This window comes from Iningainema tapete BLCC-T55 (genome assembly GCF_014698965.1).
GTDB lineage: Bacteria > Cyanobacteriota > Cyanobacteriia > Cyanobacteriales > Nostocaceae > Iningainema > Iningainema tapete.
The window spans coordinates 117,712-138,185 of record NZ_JACXAE010000009.1 but is presented as its reverse complement, the minus strand read 5'-3'; the positions used below and the strand labels follow the sequence as shown (position 1 = coordinate 138,185).

At 40.8% G+C, this 20,474-nt stretch carries 19 protein-coding genes; 11 read left to right on the top strand and 8 right to left on the bottom strand.

The window, feature by feature from the left end:
• The first annotated feature begins 23 nt into the window (after positions 1–23).
• The 3 genes from ICL16_RS01465 to ICL16_RS45175 all read left to right on the top strand — a co-directional run bounded on the left by ICL16_RS01465 (position 24) and on the right by ICL16_RS45175 (position 1,956).
• A complete protein-coding gene (locus ICL16_RS01465) occupies positions 24–1,082 on the top strand; it encodes an RNA-directed DNA polymerase (protein WP_190825112.1) in 1,059 nt (352 codons plus the stop codon).
• 21 nt (positions 1,083–1,103) lie between these two features.
• Entirely contained in the window at positions 1,104–1,238 is a 135-nt protein-coding gene (locus tag ICL16_RS01460; protein ID WP_190825111.1) for an SUMF1/EgtB/PvdO family nonheme iron enzyme, read from the top strand.
• 574 nt (positions 1,239–1,812) lie between these two features.
• Positions 1,813–1,956, top strand: coding sequence for a hypothetical protein (locus ICL16_RS45175; protein ID WP_238360538.1), 144 nt, complete (start codon positions 1,813–1,815; stop codon positions 1,954–1,956).
• Here ICL16_RS45175 and ICL16_RS01455 read toward each other — a convergent pair.
• From ICL16_RS01455 to ICL16_RS01445, 3 genes are all read right to left on the bottom strand, one after another.
• Positions 1,943–2,215: a type II toxin-antitoxin system PemK/MazF family toxin gene (locus tag ICL16_RS01455; RefSeq protein ID WP_238360537.1), complete on the bottom strand. Its 273-nt coding sequence runs from the start codon at positions 2,213–2,215 to the stop codon at positions 1,943–1,945. The two genes, ICL16_RS45175 and ICL16_RS01455, sit on opposite strands and share 14 nt — an antisense overlap.
• Entirely contained in the window at positions 2,200–2,478 is a 279-nt protein-coding gene (locus ICL16_RS01450; protein ID WP_190825235.1) for a ribbon-helix-helix domain-containing protein, read from the bottom strand. The genes ICL16_RS01455 and ICL16_RS01450 overlap by 16 nt, the downstream gene beginning before the upstream one ends.
• Positions 2,479–2,613: 135 nt before the next feature.
• On the bottom strand, positions 2,614–4,449 hold the full coding sequence (locus ICL16_RS01445; RefSeq protein WP_190825110.1) for a glycoside hydrolase family 15 protein: 1,836 nt from the start codon (positions 4,447–4,449) through the stop codon (positions 2,614–2,616).
• A 261-nt stretch (positions 4,450–4,710) separates the two neighbouring features.
• Here ICL16_RS01445 and ICL16_RS01440 point away from each other — a divergent pair, with 261 nt between their 5' ends.
• From ICL16_RS01440 to ICL16_RS01425, 4 genes are read left to right on the top strand one after another with little or no spacing between them, the layout of a single operon-like run.
• On the top strand, positions 4,711–5,409 hold the full coding sequence (locus tag ICL16_RS01440) for a hypothetical protein (RefSeq protein ID WP_238360536.1): 699 nt from the start codon (positions 4,711–4,713) through the stop codon (positions 5,407–5,409).
• Positions 5,410–5,442: 33 nt separating this feature from the next.
• The gene (locus ICL16_RS01435; RefSeq protein WP_337906882.1) at positions 5,443–7,527 is read left to right on the top strand and encodes a BON domain-containing protein; all 2,085 of its coding nucleotides are present in this window, start codon (positions 5,443–5,445) and stop codon (positions 7,525–7,527) included.
• Positions 7,528–7,540: 13 nt separating this feature from the next.
• A complete protein-coding gene (locus ICL16_RS01430) occupies positions 7,541–8,041 on the top strand; it encodes a Rab family GTPase (protein ID WP_190825109.1) in 501 nt (166 codons plus the stop codon).
• A 4-nt stretch (positions 8,042–8,045) separates the two neighbouring features.
• A complete protein-coding gene (locus ICL16_RS01425; protein ID WP_190825108.1) occupies positions 8,046–10,388 on the top strand; it encodes an ATP-binding protein in 2,343 nt (780 codons plus the stop codon).
• Here the strand turns inward: ICL16_RS01425 and ICL16_RS01420 are convergent.
• From ICL16_RS01420 to ICL16_RS01400, 5 genes are all read right to left on the bottom strand, one after another.
• Entirely contained in the window at positions 10,385–10,552 is a 168-nt protein-coding gene (locus ICL16_RS01420; protein ID WP_190825107.1) for a type II toxin-antitoxin system HicB family antitoxin, read from the bottom strand. The genes ICL16_RS01425 and ICL16_RS01420 overlap by 4 nt on opposite strands.
• 279 nt (positions 10,553–10,831) lie before the next feature.
• Complete coding sequence (locus tag ICL16_RS01415; protein WP_238360535.1) at positions 10,832–11,065, bottom strand: hypothetical protein; 234 nt, start codon at positions 11,063–11,065, stop codon at positions 10,832–10,834.
• A 404-nt stretch (positions 11,066–11,469) separates the two neighbouring features.
• Positions 11,470–11,691 carry a ribbon-helix-helix domain-containing protein gene (locus ICL16_RS01410; RefSeq protein WP_190825106.1) on the bottom strand — a complete coding sequence of 74 codons (222 nt, stop codon included), beginning with the start codon at positions 11,689–11,691 and terminating at the stop codon, positions 11,470–11,472.
• 59 nt (positions 11,692–11,750) lie between these two features.
• Complete coding sequence (locus tag ICL16_RS01405; protein ID WP_190825105.1) at positions 11,751–12,263, bottom strand: SH3 domain-containing protein; 513 nt, start codon at positions 12,261–12,263, stop codon at positions 11,751–11,753.
• Positions 12,264–12,528: 265 nt separating this feature from the next.
• Positions 12,529–14,754 carry a phosphoketolase family protein gene (locus ICL16_RS01400; RefSeq protein ID WP_190825104.1) on the bottom strand — a complete coding sequence of 742 codons (2,226 nt, stop codon included), beginning with the start codon at positions 14,752–14,754 and terminating at the stop codon, positions 12,529–12,531.
• A 173-nt stretch (positions 14,755–14,927) separates the two neighbouring features.
• Here ICL16_RS01400 and ICL16_RS01395 point away from each other — a divergent pair, with 173 nt between their 5' ends.
• The 4 genes from ICL16_RS01395 to crtO all read left to right on the top strand — a co-directional run bounded on the left by ICL16_RS01395 (position 14,928) and on the right by crtO (position 20,449).
• Positions 14,928–16,304 (top strand): cytochrome P450, encoded by a 1,377-nt coding sequence (locus ICL16_RS01395; RefSeq protein WP_190825103.1) that lies wholly within the window; start codon positions 14,928–14,930, stop codon positions 16,302–16,304.
• Between the two features lie 114 nt (positions 16,305–16,418).
• Positions 16,419–17,780 (top strand): cytochrome P450, encoded by a 1,362-nt coding sequence (locus ICL16_RS01390; RefSeq protein ID WP_190825232.1) that lies wholly within the window; start codon positions 16,419–16,421, stop codon positions 17,778–17,780.
• A gap of 106 nt (positions 17,781–17,886) precedes the next feature.
• Entirely contained in the window at positions 17,887–18,624 is a 738-nt protein-coding gene (locus ICL16_RS01385) for an LmeA family phospholipid-binding protein (protein WP_190825102.1), read from the top strand.
• Between the two features lie 112 nt (positions 18,625–18,736).
• The gene (crtO, locus tag ICL16_RS01380; RefSeq protein ID WP_190825101.1) at positions 18,737–20,449 is read left to right on the top strand and encodes a beta-carotene ketolase CrtO; all 1,713 of its coding nucleotides are present in this window, start codon (positions 18,737–18,739) and stop codon (positions 20,447–20,449) included.
• The last annotated feature ends 25 nt before the right edge of the window (positions 20,450–20,474 follow it).

Genomic DNA, 20,474 nt, shown 5'->3' with positions numbered 1-20,474 from the left:
CTAGGTTGTCCGTTTCTATAAATATGAAAAGAGTAGGTAACCTTTATCCCGCAATTACCGATTTTGCCAACTTGATTGAAGCAGCATGTCAAGCACAAAAGGGCAAACGACTTCGAGACAATGTTTTACAATTCCACTACAACTTAGAAACAGAATTGGTCAAGCTTAAAAGCCAATTAGAGTCAAAAACTTATCAACCAGGTCGTTACAAAACCTTTGAGATTTGTGAACCTAAACCACGCTTGATTTCCGCCGCACCTTACCGCGATCGCGTGGTACATCATGCTTTATGCAATATTATATCACCTATTTTTGAGAAAACTTTTATTGCCGATTCTTATGCCAATCGCTTAGGATTTGGTACTCACCGTGCTTTGCGTCGCTTCACTACCTTCGCTCGTTCTAGCCGCTACGTTTTGCAGTGCGATATTAAGAAATATTTCCCCAGCATCGACCACGCCATTCTCAAAACACTCCTGCGGCGCAAAATTAAATGTAAAGATACCCTGTGGTTAATAGACAGAATTATTGATAACAGCAATCCTCAAGATTCTCCGATTGAATATTTTCCAGGTGATGATTTACTCTCACCATTACAGCGACGAAAAGGGCTACCAATTGGCAACCTCACCAGTCAATGTTTTGCCAATGTCTATCTTAATGGTTTAGACCACTTTGTTAAAGAACAACTTAAAGTTAAAAAGTATGTCCGTTATGTAGATGATTTTGCCTTATTTTCTGATGATAAAGACTTTCTGGCAGAGGCGCGAGTAGCGATAGAAGAATACTTAGTTGGTTTCAGGCTGAAACTTCATCCTGTAAAAAGCCAACTATTTGAAACTTGGTATGGTGCAGATTTTCTGGGGTTTCGCGTCTTACCAGATCGGATTCGCGTGAGAACAGAAAACCTCAGGCGAGCGCGGCGCAGATTAAGGCGATTGCAAAAAGACTACGCTCAAGGTAAAATTAAAATTAAAGACGTATCTTGCTCAATTAAAAGCTGGGTTGCTCACATCAAGCATGGAGATACTTGGCGGTTACGTCAAAAGATATTCACAACTCTTGTATTTACGAGAGGGTGAAGATGGGGCAGACACTTCCGAATGCTGCGCGGCGGTTCTTGGAACAACAATCCGAGGAATTGCCGTTCGGCGTATCGCGACTACAACGCGCCGGACAACAGGAACGACAACATCGGGTTTCGGGTTGTGGTTGCCGTTGCGAGCGCTCTTCACTAGTCAGAACTAGCAGATGGGAATCTGTTGGGCGTACAGAAGAAGAGTCCAGATCTGGCTCCAGAGATGTAGGTAACGACATCCAAAAATCAAACTCGATCGGGTAGCCTGGTAAGCTTTTGCTGAACGGTTGCTCGATCTAATACAATTCTAGAAACCGGGTTTCCAAGCGATCGCAAAAATCTTGATACTCTATAATAGAGAGCCACCACAGAAAGATATGGGTGTCGATGAGATAGCTCATTCCCATTGTTGGAGTTCCTCTTCTGGTAATGGTTCAAAGAAAGCATCGCCGAGTTTTCCTTTCAATAAACCAGGGGTGCGGGGTTGTGTACGTTCTTGACTTAAACAAGCGTCGAAAGTAGTGAATTAGGTCATAAAGTTCTGCTAGTTAGTCTTCAGGAATGTCTTGCAGTTCCTGAACAATCTTCTGGATTAGCATAAGTCAAATGTTGTTAAGCTTACTGGTATTATATTCCTAATTTATAAAGATGGGTATAGTGGAGGAGATAGAGTTTCTATTCATTATTTCCAAAGTAGATCTGGAAAAGTATTTAATGTCAAAGTTAAATTAGGAATGAATCAATTTTTAGGAGGTTTGCCACGCTCTATAGCTTTGAATGCTGGAGGTGGAGAACTTGGTGGTTCTTGGAGAATTTCTATGATCGCAGTGATAACTTCGTCAATTTTTTCATCTTTTAGGCTACCTACTTTTCGTTGAACTGTATTTTTTTAGTAGTATATAGCGCATGAGGATGTATATAAGAAATTAAATCTAGTTTCCCAATATGAAAGTCTCCATCTTCTAATTTAATTTCTTTTTCTCTACCAGATTTACTAGTAATGACGCAAACAATTATATTGCCACCAGACTCAGCGACAATTAAAGCAGGTCTTTTTTTGCTATCTGAACCATCGGAAAAAGGATAATTAATTACAATTACATCACCTTTGCTCAAATACTCTATAGATTTTTCCAAGCTTCGTCTTCCTCTTCATCAAGCCAATATTCATTCAGTGCAGATTCACTGATTTTCAGAAAATCTTTTATAAGAGTATCATCTGAATCATCTTGTACCATCTGACTTCCATTTTTTTTTTGATGCAATTCTTCAAGCTGTTTTTCTTTCTCTTCTAATACTTTAAAAGCAGCAGTAATCACCTCATAAGCATCGGTATATTTACCTTTTTCAATTTGAGTTTTTATAAATTCCTCCTGAGCGAGATTTAGCGAAATGTTCATTTGCTAGTACCTTTGTTCTTTTCTGCATTTTACTATGTAGTGATGGCAAAGTGCATTAGACATCTCCACCAAAAGAATTATGCGTTACCCAAACTTTGTAGAGACGCGAAATTTCGCGTCTCTACGTAATTTTCACTAATCCTTACCTTCCAACGCTCTATTTAAGTTATACGCCGCACTAATTAAAGACAAATGCGTCAAAGCCAAAGGGAAATTTCCTAATGCTTTACCACTAGGATCGGTTTGCTCTGCATAAAGCCCAACATGGTTAGCATAACCCAGCATTTCTTCAAACATCAATCGGGCTTGATCGAGTCTGGTGCTATCAATTTTTCCGGCACGGGCAAGTGCTTCCACTAACCAAAATGTACAGAGATTGAAAGTACCCTCGTTTCCTGTCAAACCATCAGGTGATGTTTCCACGTTGTAGCGATACACCAAGCTATTGTAGACTAACCCTCCTTGTTCAGGAGATTGATTAATGGCATCAATAGTATTTAGCATTCTTGGATCTACTGGTGAGACGAAGAATACCAAAGGCATAATTAAGTTAGAGGCATCTAGGGTTTCACTACCGTAATATTGGACGAAACTTTGACGAGAATCATTCCATCCCTGCGTCATTATTTCTTCGTAAATGCGATCGCGTACCGAATGCCACCGTTGTCTATCTGCTGGGAACGAGCGTTTATCAGCTAAACGTAAACCGCGATCGATTGCTACCCAACACATCAGCTTTGAGTAGACAAAGTTTTGCTTTTCACCACGCACTTCCCATACACCGTGGTCTTGTCGCTGCCAATTGTCACAAACCCAATCAACTAAATCGCGTAGTTGACTCCACATCCCATAAGAGATCGGTGCTACATACTTATTATATAGATATATGGAGTCCATCAACTCACCATAAACATCCATTTGCACCTGCGTATAAGCAAGATTACCAATCCGAACAGGACTAGAACCTTGATAACCCTCCAGATGATCTAAAATTTCTTCCTTCAACTCGTGCCGCCCATCAATTCCATACATCGGTTGCAGTGAGCCATCTGGGTTCTGCTTGCTACAAAGACAACCCATCCAATTAATAAAGTTACTTGCCTCATCAGTAAAACCAAGCCGCAGCAAAGCATACACTGTGAAAGCCGCGTCACGTATCCAGGTGTAGCGGTAGTCCCAGTTGCGTTCACCACCAATCATTTCTGGTAAACTACAGGTAGGCGATGCAATGATTGCTCCAGTCGGCTCAAAGGTAAGAAGCTTCAACACCAGTGCTGAGCGGTGAACTACCTCACGCCACCTGCCTTTGTAAATACATTTGTCTAGCCAGCGACGCCAATACTCAACGGTTTGCTTGAACAAATCATCAGCTTCCGACTGAGCAAGAGCGAATTTACAACCATCCTCTTTTTCTGTTTCTCGCAGCACAAAAACTGCTGTTTCTCCGGAATGTAGTGTAAATTTAGCTACTACTCCACCATCTTTATCTTGAAGCGGAATATCGGTGGAGAGTCCTAAACTGAGTGTTGGTGAGTGAAAAACCGCACCATAGGAATTGATTTTTGTTTGATGTTCATCTCTGGCATAGTTAAAAGCAGGAGTACATTCCATCCTGAAATCCATACAACCACGGATTACCTTGACTCGCCGAACTAACCAGTGATATCCTTGTTCTTGCGCTTTCATCCCCACTGGCATAAAGTCCGTAATTTCCCCTACTCCCTCTGGTGTCAGAAAGCGAGTGATTAAGACGTTGGTTTCTGGCCAGTAGAATTGTTTGTGAGTTACCTCGTTTGTCATGGGTGAAATCTGGAAATGTCCGCCTTTCCCAGCATCCAGCATCGCCGCAAATACACTCGGCGAGTCATGAAATGGAAAACAAAACCAGTCAATTGCTCCGTTCAGCCCTACTAAGGCAGTTGTATACATGTTGCCGATGATACCATAGTTTTGGATTGGCTGATATCCCATGACTTACTCCAACAGGTAAACATCTCATCTTAGTCATAGTTTATTTGCTTGTTCATCTGTCTTAAGTAGTTCGACAAAATTAAATTCCCAAAGTGAAGGCAGGAGTCAGAAAAAAGTTTGTGTAATCAATAATGTCTGAGTACTTACACTTGTCACCTGATAGAAAAGTGGGAAACCTGGGAATAATAACCTTGATGTACTAGAGTTAGGCAAATTGAGGGATTATAGCATACTTGATTCAAGTGTCGAATATTTACGCCCATGGGACTACCTCTAGTAGATATTCCCCACAAGGTATTCCTGATGAGTCAACTAAGTAGAGAAGATGTGCGCGAAAGACTTGGTAATATCGACCAAATCCGCGATATTATTTTCGGAGCGCAGCAAAGAGAGTACGAAAACCGCATGAGTAAGCTCGAATCAGACATCTCACTGTTGCAGCAAGAGATGCGATCGCACATTGAGCAACTCAAAGCTAATCTTACAACAGAATTCAAAGCAGCATTTGAAGCACTAGAAAAAAAGCACAAGTCACTCAGCCTGAGCAACCAAGAAGAAGCTGCTGACTTGCGGCAGATAGTTGAACGCTTAAATAAAAAATTCTCTAACACTGTACAATCACTTGATGAGGCATTAGATACTCAAACTACCTCAATTCGCTCTGAACTCGGACAAACTAAAACAAAACTTCAAGATGACGTGATGGGATTGCGAAATCTCATCTTAGAAGAAATAGAACGACGTTTTTCACAATTAAGAGAAACCAAAGTTTCTAAAGATGATATGGCAGAAATTTTGTTTGCCTTGGGAATGGGAATCAAGGGGACTGAATTCATTCCTAAGTTACGGGAAGCAGCTTCGGAAAGCAACGAAGATAGTGATTCTCTCATCATAGAAACTAAATTATCAGAGATATTAGTTCACTCTAACGGCTCTACTGAAGTACATGCTTCATTTTAACTCTTGAAAGCAAGATTTAGGAACATGATATAAGTGGAATCTAGCAATCATTCTTTAGAATTAACCCATGAAGAAACAAGGCAGATGGAGAACTTTCTCAATCTGCTAGTTGAACTTAAAATTCTTACTCCACCTGAGCAAACTAAGAATGCTATAGACGAATTTTCTTTATCTTCTCAAGAAATAACCCCCCAACCCCCCGATATTCGGGGGGCAAGCGCGGATCGTTATGTCCCCCTCACTCACGAAAGTCAGCAGAATCAATCTGCTCCTCTTAGTCAGGAAGGTAAGCCAGATTATTGTGTCCCCCTGAGTCAGGAAAGTCAGCAGAATCAATCTGCCCCCCAAGATAAGGGGGGTTGGGGGGTTTGTGCTCCTCTTGATAAGGGGGGTTGGGGGGATCACTCAGAAGATAAAATTGCTGCATTGCAAACACTACAAGAACTTTTAATAGGGGATGAATTAGCTCAATTACAAAATCTGACAAACACCATTCAGCAAAATCTAACTAAATTAGAACATCAAATATATGAACCAGAAGAATTAATCAACCTACTACTACCCTGGGTGACTGAACTTTTAAAACTTAAAGTTGCCGAGTCAAAACAAGATGAAGTAGCAGAAGCGATCGCACCTACAATGGGGAAAGCCATTAAAAAACAAATTGAAATTGAAGAAGATACAGTTGTAGATGCACTTTATCCGATCATTGGTAGTACAATTGCCAAATATATGGCAGAAACAATCCAATCGATTAATCAAAAGATCGAAGAAACCTTAAGTCCTGAAGGAATCAAACGAAAAATTCGTGCCAAAGTACAAGGAGTTTCTGAAGCAGAGTTAATTCTTCAAGAAGCGCTACCTTTCACTGTCCAAGCCATTTTTCTAATTCACAAAGCATCCGGCTTAGTTATTTCGGACATTCAACGCTCTGATACTGAGCGGTTAGAGTCTGAGATGGTAGCAGGAATGCTCACAGCTATTCGTAGCTTTGTTAATGATTGTATCACACCAGGTCATACTTCAGAACTAGATGCAATTGACTACGGTACATCTAAAATTATTTTGGAAGTAGCAGGCTACTGTTACTTAGCAATTGTAGTACAAGGAAAGCCTTCCAAAACATTCATTGGCAAAATGCGGCAAACTCTGGGCAAAATAGTCAAAGATTACGGTGAGTCAATTGAAAAATTTGATGGCGATCCAGAAACTATTCCTAGTCAAGTTCATACACTGCTAAACAATCTACAGCATAATCCCCAACAAAAGCAACATAAAAATCGACCCTCTCCTCTACTATTATTAAGCTTAACAGCTTTGAGTATCATTTTGATTCCTTGGGGCATCTGGCAATACCGTAGTGGAGTAATTCATGCAATGGAAAATAAAACCTCACTGGCTTTAGCTTCTGCACCGGAATTAGCTGTCTATCGTCTCACGGTAACAGGAGATTACGGCACTCTGAAACTCACTGGGCGAGTACCTAACCAACTTCTGCGTCTCAAAGCCGAACAAATTGCCAGAAATACTGCCCCTAAGTGGTTGATTGACAATCAAATTCTATCAGTTGAAGTACCAGCAGATCCTATACTAGCCACAGCTGAAGTTAAACGAGTTACTCAAGTTTTAAATCAAATTGATGGTACAGCCATATCTGCCGAGTATAAAGATAGTCAAGTTTTTATCCTTGGCAGTGTGAGCAAGATTACAGACGCCAAAACAGTTACTCAAGCATTTGCGCAAATACCTGGTGTAAAATCAGTAACTAGTGCAGTGCGAGTACAACCCTTGCGAATTGAGGTGCGGTTTTACTTTCAAGGCGATTCAGCAACTTTATTACCAAAAGACTTGGGTTACAAACTTGGGCAAATCAAACTTTTCTTGAATCAGCATCCTATGAAGCGTTTGCGCATTATTGGTTATAGTTATTTTACAAAGAGTGCCATCGCAGCTCAAAAGTTAGCACTCGATAGAAGTAAAGCTGTACAACAAGCACTAATTAATCAAGGCATAGATCCGTCTCGTCTTCAAGTGATTGGCAAAACAACTTTACCACCCGGAATTGATTCATCTCAACCCACATGGCTAAGACGCTGTGTTGTTCTCGAACCAATATAAAACTTGTAAGTTTATGTCTATTATATCTAAAAAAATTTGTCTAATTGGTGATTTCGGTGTAGGTAAAACAAGCTTGATCCGCAGATTTGTAGATCGACAATTTAGCGATCAATACCTTTCAACCGTAGGAGTAAAAATTTCTCGTAAAACAATAAAAGCTAGCCAGGAACTACAGATGTTAATTTGGGATATAGAAGGTAGTAATAAATTTAAGGCAATTGCTCCGAGTTATTTTCAAGGTGCGAAAGGACCAGTGATAGTTGGTGACTTAACACGCCCAGAAACCCTTGAAAATATTCCCGAACATATTCAAAGTTTTTTAACTGTTAATCCCCAAAGTAATATTGTTATTGCCCTCAATAAATCAGATATAATTGCAGCAGAGTATTTAGAAAAAATTCAACAAAATTACAATTTTTCCGAGATGTCAGTGATAAATACATATTTAACTTCTGCCAAAACTGGTAATAATGTTGATGAAATCTTTCAAGTTTTAGCTAATTCTCTAATTTAGTGATATGAATCCATTACTGGCGAACTTGTTGTCTATTCGTAGTATTGAATATCTAATTATATCTCAAGACTTGAAGATTCTGGAGATTTCTTTAGGAGTACATCGTCATGCCGATATTCCTGATGAAGTAAAGCCAGGGAAAGATGTTCGGCTCAGTTTTCCTGAACTAGTTGGATATGAAGACATTATTGATGAGATTCATAAGGGAAAGCAAAATAATTTTAACATTAAAGGAATCCTGCGCACAACAGATACTTCCTCTCCTTTGTATATTGATATCTGTATTATTAGAAATCTTCAAGAAAACTTAATAATTCTTGTTGAGAATACAACAGAACGCATGGTTCTGGAAAAATCTTTAGTGCAAAGTGTTAATGAAACAAATCTTTTACTCCGTACTCTGACAGCTTCTAAACAATATATTGAGCAAATTATTACTTCAATGGCAGATGCTTTGTTGGTAACAACATTGTCTGGCAAAATTAAATCAATTAATCAAGCAGCACAAACTTTACTAGAATACGATGAAGCGGAACTAATTAATCAACATATTTCGAAATTCATTATCTACCCTACTCCTTTATTTAAAGAGATAGAAACTGTTTGTCAAACAAAAAGTGGAAAAAAAGTTCCTGTTGCCTTTTCCTGTTCTATAGTTCAAACAGAGATTGAAAACTTCCAAGGTTATGTTTACATCCTCAGAGACATAACTGAACGTAAACAAGCAGAACTTGCTAAACAAGAATTTTTAGCAATGATTAGCCATGAAATTAGAACACCAATTTCATCAGTGATTGGGATGGCTAGCTTAGTGCTAAATACTGAATTGACTCAACAGCAGCGAGACTTTGTCGAAATTATTGAAACAAGTGGAAATGCTTTACTTAAAATTATTAACGATATCCTTGACTTTTCCAAAATTGACTCAGGTAAGTTGGAACTAGAAGCGGAACCTTTCGATTTGCGCAATTGCATTAGCGAAGCTCTTGATATAGTTGCCCACCAAGCAAGGGAAAAAGGTTTAAAACTTACGTTTTTGGATCATCCTCATCTTCCCTCAGTAATTATCGGAGACATCACCCGATTGCGTCAAATTCTCATGAATTTGCTTAGTAATGCAATTAAATTTACTGAAACTGGTAGCATTGAAGTTTCAGCAATTGCACACCAAAATGAAGATACTCATCAAAATTACGAAATACAATTTGCAGTGAAAGATACAGGTATTGGTATTCCCAGCGATCGCCTACAACGTTTATTTAAAGCTTTCAGTCAAGTTAACTCTTCTATTACTAGAAACTATGGGGGTACAGGGTTAGGGCTTGCCATTTGTAAGAAACTAGCTGAGTTGATGGGTGGTAGAATTTGGGTGGAAAGTGAGCCTGGGGCGGGTAGTACATTCTACTTTACAATCACTGCTCCTGTGAGTGATAAATTAGCTCCTCCCATCCCAACGCATCAAGAGGAGTTACCGGAGGATGTTAGTATGGCTGTTGCACATCCTTTAAGAATACTGTTGGTGGAAGACCATATCATTAATCAAAAAATGGTCAAGTTGATGTTGCAGCAAATAGGCTATCAAGCAGATGTTGCTTCTAATGGTTTAGAAGCACTCTTGGCACTGCGTCGTCAACCCTATGACGTGGTGTTGATGGATGTGCATATGCCTCAAATGGATGGAATCACAGCCACCAAGCAAATTAAACAAGAGTGGACACCAGATATCTGCCCTCGCATAGTTGCATTAACAGCAAGCGTCATGTCAGGCGATCGCGAACTTTTTCTCACCGCAGGTATGGATGACTACCTCTCTAAACCAATTCAGATTGAAGAATTAAAGCGGATACTCAGAAGATGTCAGCCTTTGAGAGGGAGAGAGGGAGTGGGGGAGAAAGGGAGTGGGGGAGAGAGGGAGAAAGGGAGAGAGGGAGAAAGGGAGAAAGGGAGAAAGGGAGAATCCAAAATCCAAAATTCTTCCTCTGTTGACAAGAGTGCTTTGCAAGAAATCTTGAGAATAGCTGAGTTCAATTCAGAAATTAATTCTACAGAATTTCTCCTAGAAATCATCACTGATTACCTTGAAGAAGCTCCCAAACTCTTACAAGATATTCGAGATGCCTTTAGTCAAAACAACCCCAAAACCCTGCGACGATTAGCTCATACATTTTCCTCTACCAGTGCTACTCTAGGTGCAACTACTCTAGCAGCCTTGTGTAAAGAATTAGAAGCAATGGCAGTAACCGAAGTAATGGCAGGAGCAGCAGAGCTAATTTCCCAGATTGAATTTGAATATCAACAGGTTCAAATCGCATTACACCAAGAGTGGCAAAGATATCAAGATAGTTAAAATCGCTTAGCTTGGACGTGAAGATATCCCCTAATAGCATCTTTGATATTTTCACTCGCCTCATCCAGCGTTTTGCCTTGGCTCACACAACCAGGAAGTTCAAGAACTTCAGCAACGTAACCTTCATATTCAGAATCAAACGTAAAAATTACTTTGAATTTCATAATTTAACTTTCCATATTTGAAGTCATAGTTCCATTCTTATATATCAGTTAAAGTTTAAGTATATTATAATGAGCATCCGTGGTCAGAGCCGCAAGAATGAAGAAGGCGAACGCCTACCATAACTTTAACAATGCATTAACGAAGAGCGTCCGCTTCGTCAAAGTACACGAGGCAATATGACACAAATAGAAATTTGATCCCATCCTACTTGCCTAACCCTATCCCTAACTAAGTATCGATTACCAAGCCAATAAATACAAGTATCAGTATCAAGCAAATCACAATTGATGTTCCGTGTTAGAAATAGTACGACTCTCATAAATGTCTTTGACAATTTCTTCAGGAGTGCGTTCATCTTCCCAATCTCCAAATTTTTCCATAAATGCTTCAAGCTGATGATATTTCTGTTCTGCTTCAGATGACATGATGATTTCATTAGCTATCAGCTGATCTGCTTCAGTAATACCTAATTTTTTAATCTGTTCTTTAGCTGTCACCATGATTTGCATCATCGTAATTGCCTGACGTAAAACATCGCTTTTGCTTCCACCAATCTTCCTGGCTAGTTCTTATAATATCTCGTTAAGTTCGGGAGACAAATCTAAACTTAAGTGAACTATGTTCTGTGCATCAGTCATGATTTCATCCTGATAAAAAATCTTAGTACATGATAGCGTACAGACGTGGCAAGATACGCAGAAATGCTACTTCTCTTAAAACGATATCTTACAAACAGGCTCCGCAGCCCATAATTACTTGCTAGCTCTACCTACCAAATAGCTAAGAAGACTGCTGACTGTAGAACTAAGAGCAGCAATAGCAAATCTAATTTTGCCTTCAGAAGCATTGTCTTGTAAAAGAATTGTAAAGGCGTAAATATCAATCAGCAAAACTAACAAAGGATTTTAAAACTAAGTTAGGGAATAGTTATTTCAGTAGCTAAAGGTTGATCTGGTTCTGCGATTCCAAATTTCTTACCCTGCTCTTTAGCTATTACCATGATTTGCATTAAGGCGATCGCCTGACGCAGAACATCGCTTTTATTTCCACCAATCTTACTCGCCAGTTCTTCCAACGTCTTGTTGATATCTGGTGACAAATCTAGGTTAAAGTGCAGCAATTCTTGAGTATCAGGCATGGTTCTATCCTTATTTATAAGTCAAACTATAAGTATATTATAGTTTACTGATGACAGGACTAGGGACAAGATAGATAATTGGAATTTACCCAGCCTTCTAACCCATTAATACTTTTATTTGCTCCAGATAAAACGCGCACGTAAGACCAAATACCTTGTTCTGTAATTGGAAGGACTACATTACCATTATTTAATCCTGCTCTAGACTTTCCATTGGGTGAAAAGCGGAGTGCCAATTGTCCTGTTTGGATACCAACTACACTACAAGCCTCGGAAACTTCTCCTGACAGTTGTACTAAAACTTGACTTTGATGGATGTAACCAGAGCTACCGCAAGCATCAGTTTTATACCACCCGTTACTATAACCATAAATACCAATATTTGTTTCTGAATTTACAGAACAAATAATTCTACCATTTGGTTTTACCCTCACGTTTGACGGTGGATCGATCACAACAGCAGACTGTATAGATTGAGCATTAGCTTCATGAGATTTAAACAAGAAAGGAATGACAGCAAGCAATGTAATACCAGCACCAGAAGATACTATTCTTTGGATAATTTTATTCATCTCTTTACATTAATTGTAAATTTATCTAAATTTATTTTTGAGGAAATACTATATTTTTTATATATTAATAAATATAAAAATTTCTTGAGAAATTTTACGGATTTTTCTCAAGCATTGGTCTTTCGCTTTATTGTTTTATAGTGATATCTACTGTAAAAAAATCAGTTTTATATACTAGCGCATCTCTAAAAAAGAATTATGCGTTACCCAAAAACCATCGTAGAGACGCCCCGGCGGGGCGTCTCTACATTGTTCACGGCTATGTCTAATGCACCAACTCCAGCGCCCGGTGCGTCAACGCCTGTGCCGTCAAACCATTAAAAGCCATCAAGTCACCAGCACTCGCCGTTGTCTCCCCACGCTTCCAGGCGAAGGTATCTCGCTTGCAGGTACTGCGTAGCATAATCGGTTCTAGCATCGCCGATGCGCCACCAGTCACACCAATTAAAGCATCCCCAGCAAACAATTCGGCAAATTTCTCATCATCCAAGAAACCACCTTCAGGTTGCGAGCAGGTATCCCATGCAGTATCATGAGGACGATACAAACGACGGGGGTTGATAATAGAAATAATCTTGACGCTAATACCTTCAGTTTCTAAGAAACTAGCTGCTTCAAAAACTGGCATTAAAGTCATATCGCCAATTACGGCAAATACAACTGTCTTACTTCCCCCTTGATTAGATTCGACTTCTTGCAACACCACCGCACCATCACGTAAGCCTTGACGAGTTTGTGCAAAAGTTGTGCGAATTGGCAATGGCGACTTACTCGCAGTAATGACAATTCCCTTATTCTTGGTAGTCAGCGCCCAGTCATAACAAACTTGAATGCTGTTAGCATCAGGTGGGAACAAGGGGAAAACATTGCCATTGCGCATCATGGAGGCAAAATAAGCTTCAATTTCCGGACGTTGGTGAGTCCAACCATTACGCCCTTGCTCTAATGCGCCTGCTGTGAATAAAGTAATAGTTGAGGGAGTAGGACGCCTTAATTCTGCCATTGCTTGCGTCACTGTTTGCCAAATTGGTAAACCGTTAATGGCAAAAGATTCGTAGGAACACCACAAAGTTCTGGCACCCATTAACGATAAACCCACAGCTAAACCAGCACAAGCATCTTCACTCAACGGTTCGTAAACTTGTCCCCCTGGTGCTTGGTTATATAAGTCGTCGGTGGTGGGGTGGATAATTTTGAGTGCTTGGTTGATGTTGGCGATACCAGATGCTTCGTTACCATCAGCGTTAGTGACAAGGAAGTTGCGATCGCTTTCTCCTACTTTTGCCACTAATCTTCCCATCGCTGTAGTGGAAACTTTGGGATCTCCACCTACTGGATATTCTTCCAAAGGCAATTCGCCTAACTCTGGTAATGGTAACTCAAATTCTGTCACAACTGTCTTCGCCGCAGGTCCACCACCAGCACGTTCACAATTTGTCCTTACCAGTTGCCAAGCTTCAACAGGTAAAGCACGTTCACTGAGGGCATTAACAATATGAGGAGCATCTAGGGTATCTTTAGGATAAAGGTTGTGAGATTTTGCACCCCGTGCATGGACTCCTGCACCTTTAAGTTGTTTGATGATGAATACAGTCAGCTTACCACCTAATGCCGATCGCGCTGTAGCATCTACACCTGTTAGTACTGCTTGAGTAAAAGCTAGCCGCTGCTCAAAGGAAAAAGCAGTACTATCTACGTAATCTCCCGGTTGATTTTTGTCGTCAAATTCCTTAGCATCCACTAACACAACTTCGGCAAAACCGTTACCTTGCCAGTATGCGATCATCTGTTCATTAGTTTTCAGTGATACCATACTATGGTGTTCTTGGCTATAACCATTCCATACCAAAACTGGTAAGAAGTTGGTGACATTGGGAAATGCTGTGTGGAAGTGCCCCATTGAACTGATGATATAGGGTTCACCTAATCCACCATCGCCAATTGTGAAAGGGAAAAGTTTGTCTTTATGTAACAGCGCTGCTGCCATAGCAAAGTGTTGCCCTTGCCCCAGAGGACCTGCGGGTGCGAGAATACCAGGAATGTAGCCGGAGAGGTGTCCGAGTAAACCGTGTTTTTCGCGGAAGCGATCGCGCAGTTGTTGTACTGTATAAATTCCCATATCCTCTAGGGAACGATCCAAGAACATCGCACTATAAAAACCTGGAGCATGGTGTCCCACTTCGGTAATAATGTTCTTGTAACCGAGCATCACTAGGGCAGCATAGGCTTCTGCTTGAGAAGCAAACCCCCCTGGGTGTCCGGAAGCTTTACTTCCAGTAATTTGTAGTGTGAGGTAGCGTAGGGCATCGGCAGCAAGTAAAGTTTGGAATACCGCTGCTTTTTCTTTTGGGTTGGCGATCGCTACTTTACCCGATTCTATTGCTGGAGTTGCTCCATAAGTTTCAAAACTTGGGAATGTTTCACTAAAATACTGAATTCCTTGGCAAAAATCGGGTGAAGCTGAAGTTGCCTTTGGAGTTGTTGCTGTCATGCTAAGTACCTGAGATGCTCGTTTAATTTAACAAAAATTTTACAACTTTCAGGTGGTAACAGTTTATTGGCATTTTGCAACGTTAGGATAAATAGATTAAATTTTACTTGACTAAAACGTGATAAATTTCCGTTAGTATCAGTAATATTAAAGATTTTTAGTAAAAAAATTTTATGAAACTACCAAATGGTCCACAAACTCCATCAGTTGTACAGACGCTGCAGTGGATAGTCAGTCCCATGTCATACATGGAAGACTGGCGAGCGCGTTATGGTGACATTTTCACCCTACGGTTAAATGGCACCGATATAGTGTTTGTCAGCAATCCCCAAGGGATGCAGGAGATTTTAACAGGCGATACCAAGGAGTTGGAAGCGCCTGGAGAATTGAATTTGATTTTTGAATCTTTGCTGGGTAAGAATTCTGTCATCACCCTGAGCGGCTTACAACACCAGCGTCAACGCCAGTTGTTAATGCCTCCTTTTCACGGCGAAAGGATGCGAAATTATAGTCAGGTGATTAGCGATGTCACAGAGCAAATCATGAGCCAATGGCAGATAGGTAAACCCTTCAATATCCGTTCTGCTACACAAGCTATTACCTTGCGGGTAATCATGCAAGCAGTGTTTGGGTTATCCTGTGGCGATCGCGCTCAAGAATTGGAACGACTTTTAGCTGTACTCTTAGATAAGGGAAGTTCTAAGTTGGGCGTTACCATGCTTTATTTTCCAGTCCTCCAAAAGGATTTTGGTCCCATGAGTCCTTGGGGACAAGCGCAGCGCCGTCAGCAGCAAGTTGATCGACTTCTTTACGAAGAAATTCGCGAACGTAGAAAGCTACCAGACGCATCTGGCACAGATATCCTTAGTTTACTCATAGCGGCTAGGGATGAAGCAGGTCAACAAATGACTGATGAAGAGTTGCACGATGAATTGATCACTCTGCTGGTAGCAGGGCATGAAACTACAGCGACAGCCTTAGCTTGGGCGTTTTACTGGATTCACAAGTTACCCGCAGTGCGGGAAAAACTACTGCAAGAACTTGACAGTTTGGGTGAAGATCCAGATCCTAGTACCATTTTTAAATTACCATATCTTAATGCTGTTTGCTGTGAAACTTTGCGCATTTACCCAGTTGCTATGCTCACCTTTCCCAGGCAGGTAAAAACATCTATATCACTTTGTGGCTACGAGCTTGAACCAGGTACAGTGGTAATCGGATCTATTTATCTCACGCACCAGCGTGAGGATTTATACCCAGAACCTAAGCAGTTTAAGCCAGAGCGCTTTCTGGAACGGCAATTTTCTGCTTATGAGTATTTGCCTTTTGGGGGTGGTGTCAGGCGCTGTATTGGTTTGGCTTTTGCTCTGTTTGAAATGAAGGTTGCTCTGGCGAAGATTCTTTCTCGTTATGAGTTGGAGTTGGTTGATAATGGTGAGGTGCAAGCTAAACGCCGTGGTTTGGTGACGGGGCAGGATCGTCCGATTCAGTTGGTGGTGAAGGGTAGGCGGGGTGTGATGTCTCGAAGTTTTGAGGCTGTTGCTGGGTGAGGAGGGTTTTAATTTATGGTAGGGTGGGGGTTGTTCACTCTACCAATTGTTTGTGAAGAGTATGAACCGCGAAGGCGCAAAGGACGCGAAGAAAAGAAAACAAAGAAGTGTTTTATGATGTTGTCATTGTTGCAAACGCTAAGGTTGATTGTTAATCCGACGCGGTTTTTGGAGGGGTGTGCGGCGAGGTATGGGGATTTGTTTGTTTTGCGGGTGTTGGGAGTGAATTCGCCGCCTGTGGTGTTTTTTAGTAGTGCGGAGGCGATTGCGGAGTGTTTTGCTATTCCGGCGCAGGAGTTGGATTTTAAGAAGGCTACTCATGTTTTTAAGCCTTTGTTTGGGGAGAGTTCGATTGTGTTGCAGGAGGGGAGGGCGCACAATCGTCAGCGTCAGTTGTTGATGCCGCCTTTTCACGGGGAGCGTTTGAAGGTTTATGGTGAGGTAATTTGTGCGATTACAAATGATGTGACGAGTAGTTGGAGGGTGGGAAGTTCTGTTTCTATGCAGGAGGTGATGCCGGATATTACTTTACAAATTATTTTGCAAGTGGTGTTTGGTATTAGTCCTGGTTCTCGTTATCAAAAGTTAAGAGAACTGTTGAGTTCTTTGTTGGATGATATTACTAAGCCTTGGTATTCTAGTTTGTTTTTCTTTCCTCCTTTGCAACAAGATTTAGGTGCTTGGAGTCCTTGGGGTAATTACAAACGACGGCGCGAGGAAATTGATAAACTGATTTATGCTGAGATTTATGAACGACGTTTGTCTGATGATTCTCGTAATGATATTTTGAGTCTGTTAATGTCAGCGCGTGACGAAGATGGACAGCAGATGACAGATGAAGAGTTACGCGATCAATTAGTTTCTCTGCTACTTTTGGGGTATGAAACTACAGCCGCTGTTTTGGCATGGGTATTTTATTTAATTCACTTTCATCCTCAGGTAAAAGAGCGATTAATGCAGGAATTAGATACAGTAGATACACAAAATCCTGAAGCGCTCTCTCAACTACCTTACCTAACTGCTGTTTGTCAAGAAACACTACGAATTCATCCCATTGCTTTAATTTGCACACCAAGAATGGTGAAAGACACAGTAGAAATTACTGGGAAAAAATTTACATCGGGAACAGTCTTAGTACCCTGCATTCATCTCGCCCATCGCCGTGCCGAAACTTACCCACAACCAGAACAATTTCAACCAGAAAGATTTCTTAACCAAAAATTTTCACCTTATGAATATTTACCCTTTGGCGGTGGTTATCGCGGTTGTATTGGCGCAGCATTTTCTCTGTACGAACTTAAATTAATAGTAGCAACAATATTGTCACGTTTTCAACTAGCACTTGCAGATCCTCGTCCCGTACATCCAGTACGCCGAGGAATTACTATTATTCCTAGTGGTGGTGTACAGATGATTGTTACTAAACAGATAGAGAAAATCTCACACAAAGACGCAAAGACGCAAATTTTTTCTTAGCGCCAGAGCGTAGAGCGTGAAATAATTTTTCTATGTCGTAATGCAGATTACTCCTGAGTTATCTGGCATCTAAATTAGCAGTAATAAGGAGCTAGGAGACAATCACATGCCAGAGGAGCAACGGTTAGAGGAACAACTGCTATCCCAAGAAGCTGAGAAAAGGATATCTAACGAGCTCGATCAAGTAGAAAAAATTGACGTAGATGTGCAAACTAATTTGTTCAAAGTAATGCAAGGAGAGACGGATGGAGTTTCTGTTACAGGAAAAGGGCTGGTAAAAGAAGGCATCCGCGTACAGGAAATAAAACTCAAAACAGATAGTCTTGGTGTCAATCCTTTAAGCGCTCTTTTTGGGCAAATTGAACTTAACCATGCAGTCAATGCCTCTGCTAGAGTTGTCATGACAGAAGCAGATATTAATCATGCTTTGACTTCAGATTATGTACGCAGCAAGTTCCAAAAATTTGATTTAAACGTAGATGGTGAGATTGTCAGTCTCCAGCCACAAGTGATCCAAATTGGCTTACCCGGTGATGGTAAAATGGCATTTGCAGGTAAGGTGCTGCTAACTGAGAAGGGTAACAGTCGTCGCGTGGGTTTTACGGCGATCGCTCGTCCACGTAAAGGACAGCAACCTATTATGTTGGAAAGTTTTACCTGTATTGAGGGCGACGGTTTTCCACTAGAATTTGTTGTTACTTTAATGGAGAAGGTAAAAGAATTAGTTAACCTACCATATTTTCAGTATGAGGGTACGGCTATTCGTGTCCAAAATATGGAGGTAGAAAAAGGAAGTTTAACTCTTTTGGTAGATACCCGTCTTAAAGAAATACCTTCTTTATAAGAAAACTAAATACTTTTTAGTTTGTAGTAAGCGCTTAAGCGCTTATTAAAACTTTATTACTGGCGGTTGATGTAATTTTTTGTAAAAGTATCTTATATATATAATAAGATACATGCGCCAAGTTTCATCTATGCAAGAGTATGATATTGTAATTATTGGGGCAGGACATAATGGGCTAGTTTGTGCAGCTTATTTGCTCAAAGCTGGCTACGATGTTTTGCTACTGGAGAAGCGTTCTGTTCCAGGTGGTGCAGCAACTACAGAAGAATGTTTACCACAAGAAGCCCCTGGATTTAAGTTTAACTTGTGTGCTATTGACCACGAATTTATTCACCTCGGACCAGTGGTTCAAGAGTTAGAATTAGAAAAGTACGGCTTGGAATATCTAGAATGCGATCCAGTTGTATTTTGTCCCCATCCAGATGGTAAGTATTTCTTAGCTCATAAGTCGTTGTCCAAGACTTGTGCTGAAATCGCTCGTTACAGTGAACGCGATGCTAAAAAATACGCAGAATTTACAAACTATTGGCAGCGGGCGATCGGTGCGATGATTCCCATGTTTAACGCACCGCCGAAGTCTGTTCTAGATATTCTTGGTAACTACGATATTGCCAAGATTAAAGATTTATTTTCAGTGATTGGTTCCCCTTCTAAGACGCTGGATTTTGTTCGCTCCATGCTTACCAGCGCTGAGGATACTGTTAACGAGTGGTTTGACTCAGAATTTCTCAAAGCACCTTTAGCAAGACTGGCATCAGAACTTGGTGCGCCTCCCTCCCAAAAGACTCTTGGTATTGGTGCAATTATGATGGCAATGCGTCATGAACCTGGTATGGCAAGACCTCGCGGTGGTACTGGCGCATTGGTGCAAGCTTTGGTAAACTTGGTGACAGCTAAAGGTGGTAAGATTCTTACCGACCAACAGGTTGAGAAAGTTTTGATTGATGATGGTCGTGCTGTTGGTGTCAGAGTAGCGGGTGGTACAGAATATCGTGCTAAACAAGGTGTTATCTCTAACATTGACGCCAAGCGAGTATTTTTGCAATTAATCGATCCTGGGGATCTTGATGCTGCTGATGCAAATTTACGGGAAAGATTAGAACGGCGCATCGTTAACAACAACGAAACTATCCTGAAGATTGACTTGGCGATTAACGAACCGCTGCGCTTTGAACACCACGAACACAAGGATGAATATCTAATTGGCTCTGTGTTGATTGCGGATTCTGTTAGTCATGTAGAACAAGCTCATAGTAGATGTACTTTGGGTGAAATACCAGATTCAGATCCATCAATGTATGTAGTAGTGCCGACGATGTTAGATCCGTCAATGGCACCAGATGGTAAGCATACTGTTTGGATTGAATTTTTCGCCCCTTATCAAATTGCGGGTGCTGAAGGTACTGGTTTGAAAGGTACAGGGTGGACGGATGAACTCAAAAATAAAGTAGCAGATAAGGTGGTTGATAAGTTAGCTTCTTACGCGCCGAATCTGAAGAATTCAATTATTGCCCGTCGCGTAGAAAGTCCAGCGGAACTAGGTGAAAGATTGGGTGCGTATAAGGGGAATTACTACCACATTGATATGACGTTGGATCAAATGGTGTTTTTCCGTCCTTTGCCAGAAATAGCTAATTACAAAACCCCCATCGAGAATCTATTTCTAACTGGTGCGGGAACTCACCCAGGTGGTTCTATTTCTGGAATGCCGGGACGTAACTGTGCGCGGGTATTTTTACAAACAAAGCATCCTATCGCCCAAACTCTCAAAGATGCACGCGATTCGATTAAGTCAACAGTTGGCTCAGTGTTTAAAATTAATTAGGGATTAATGTAGGGTGCGTTAACGC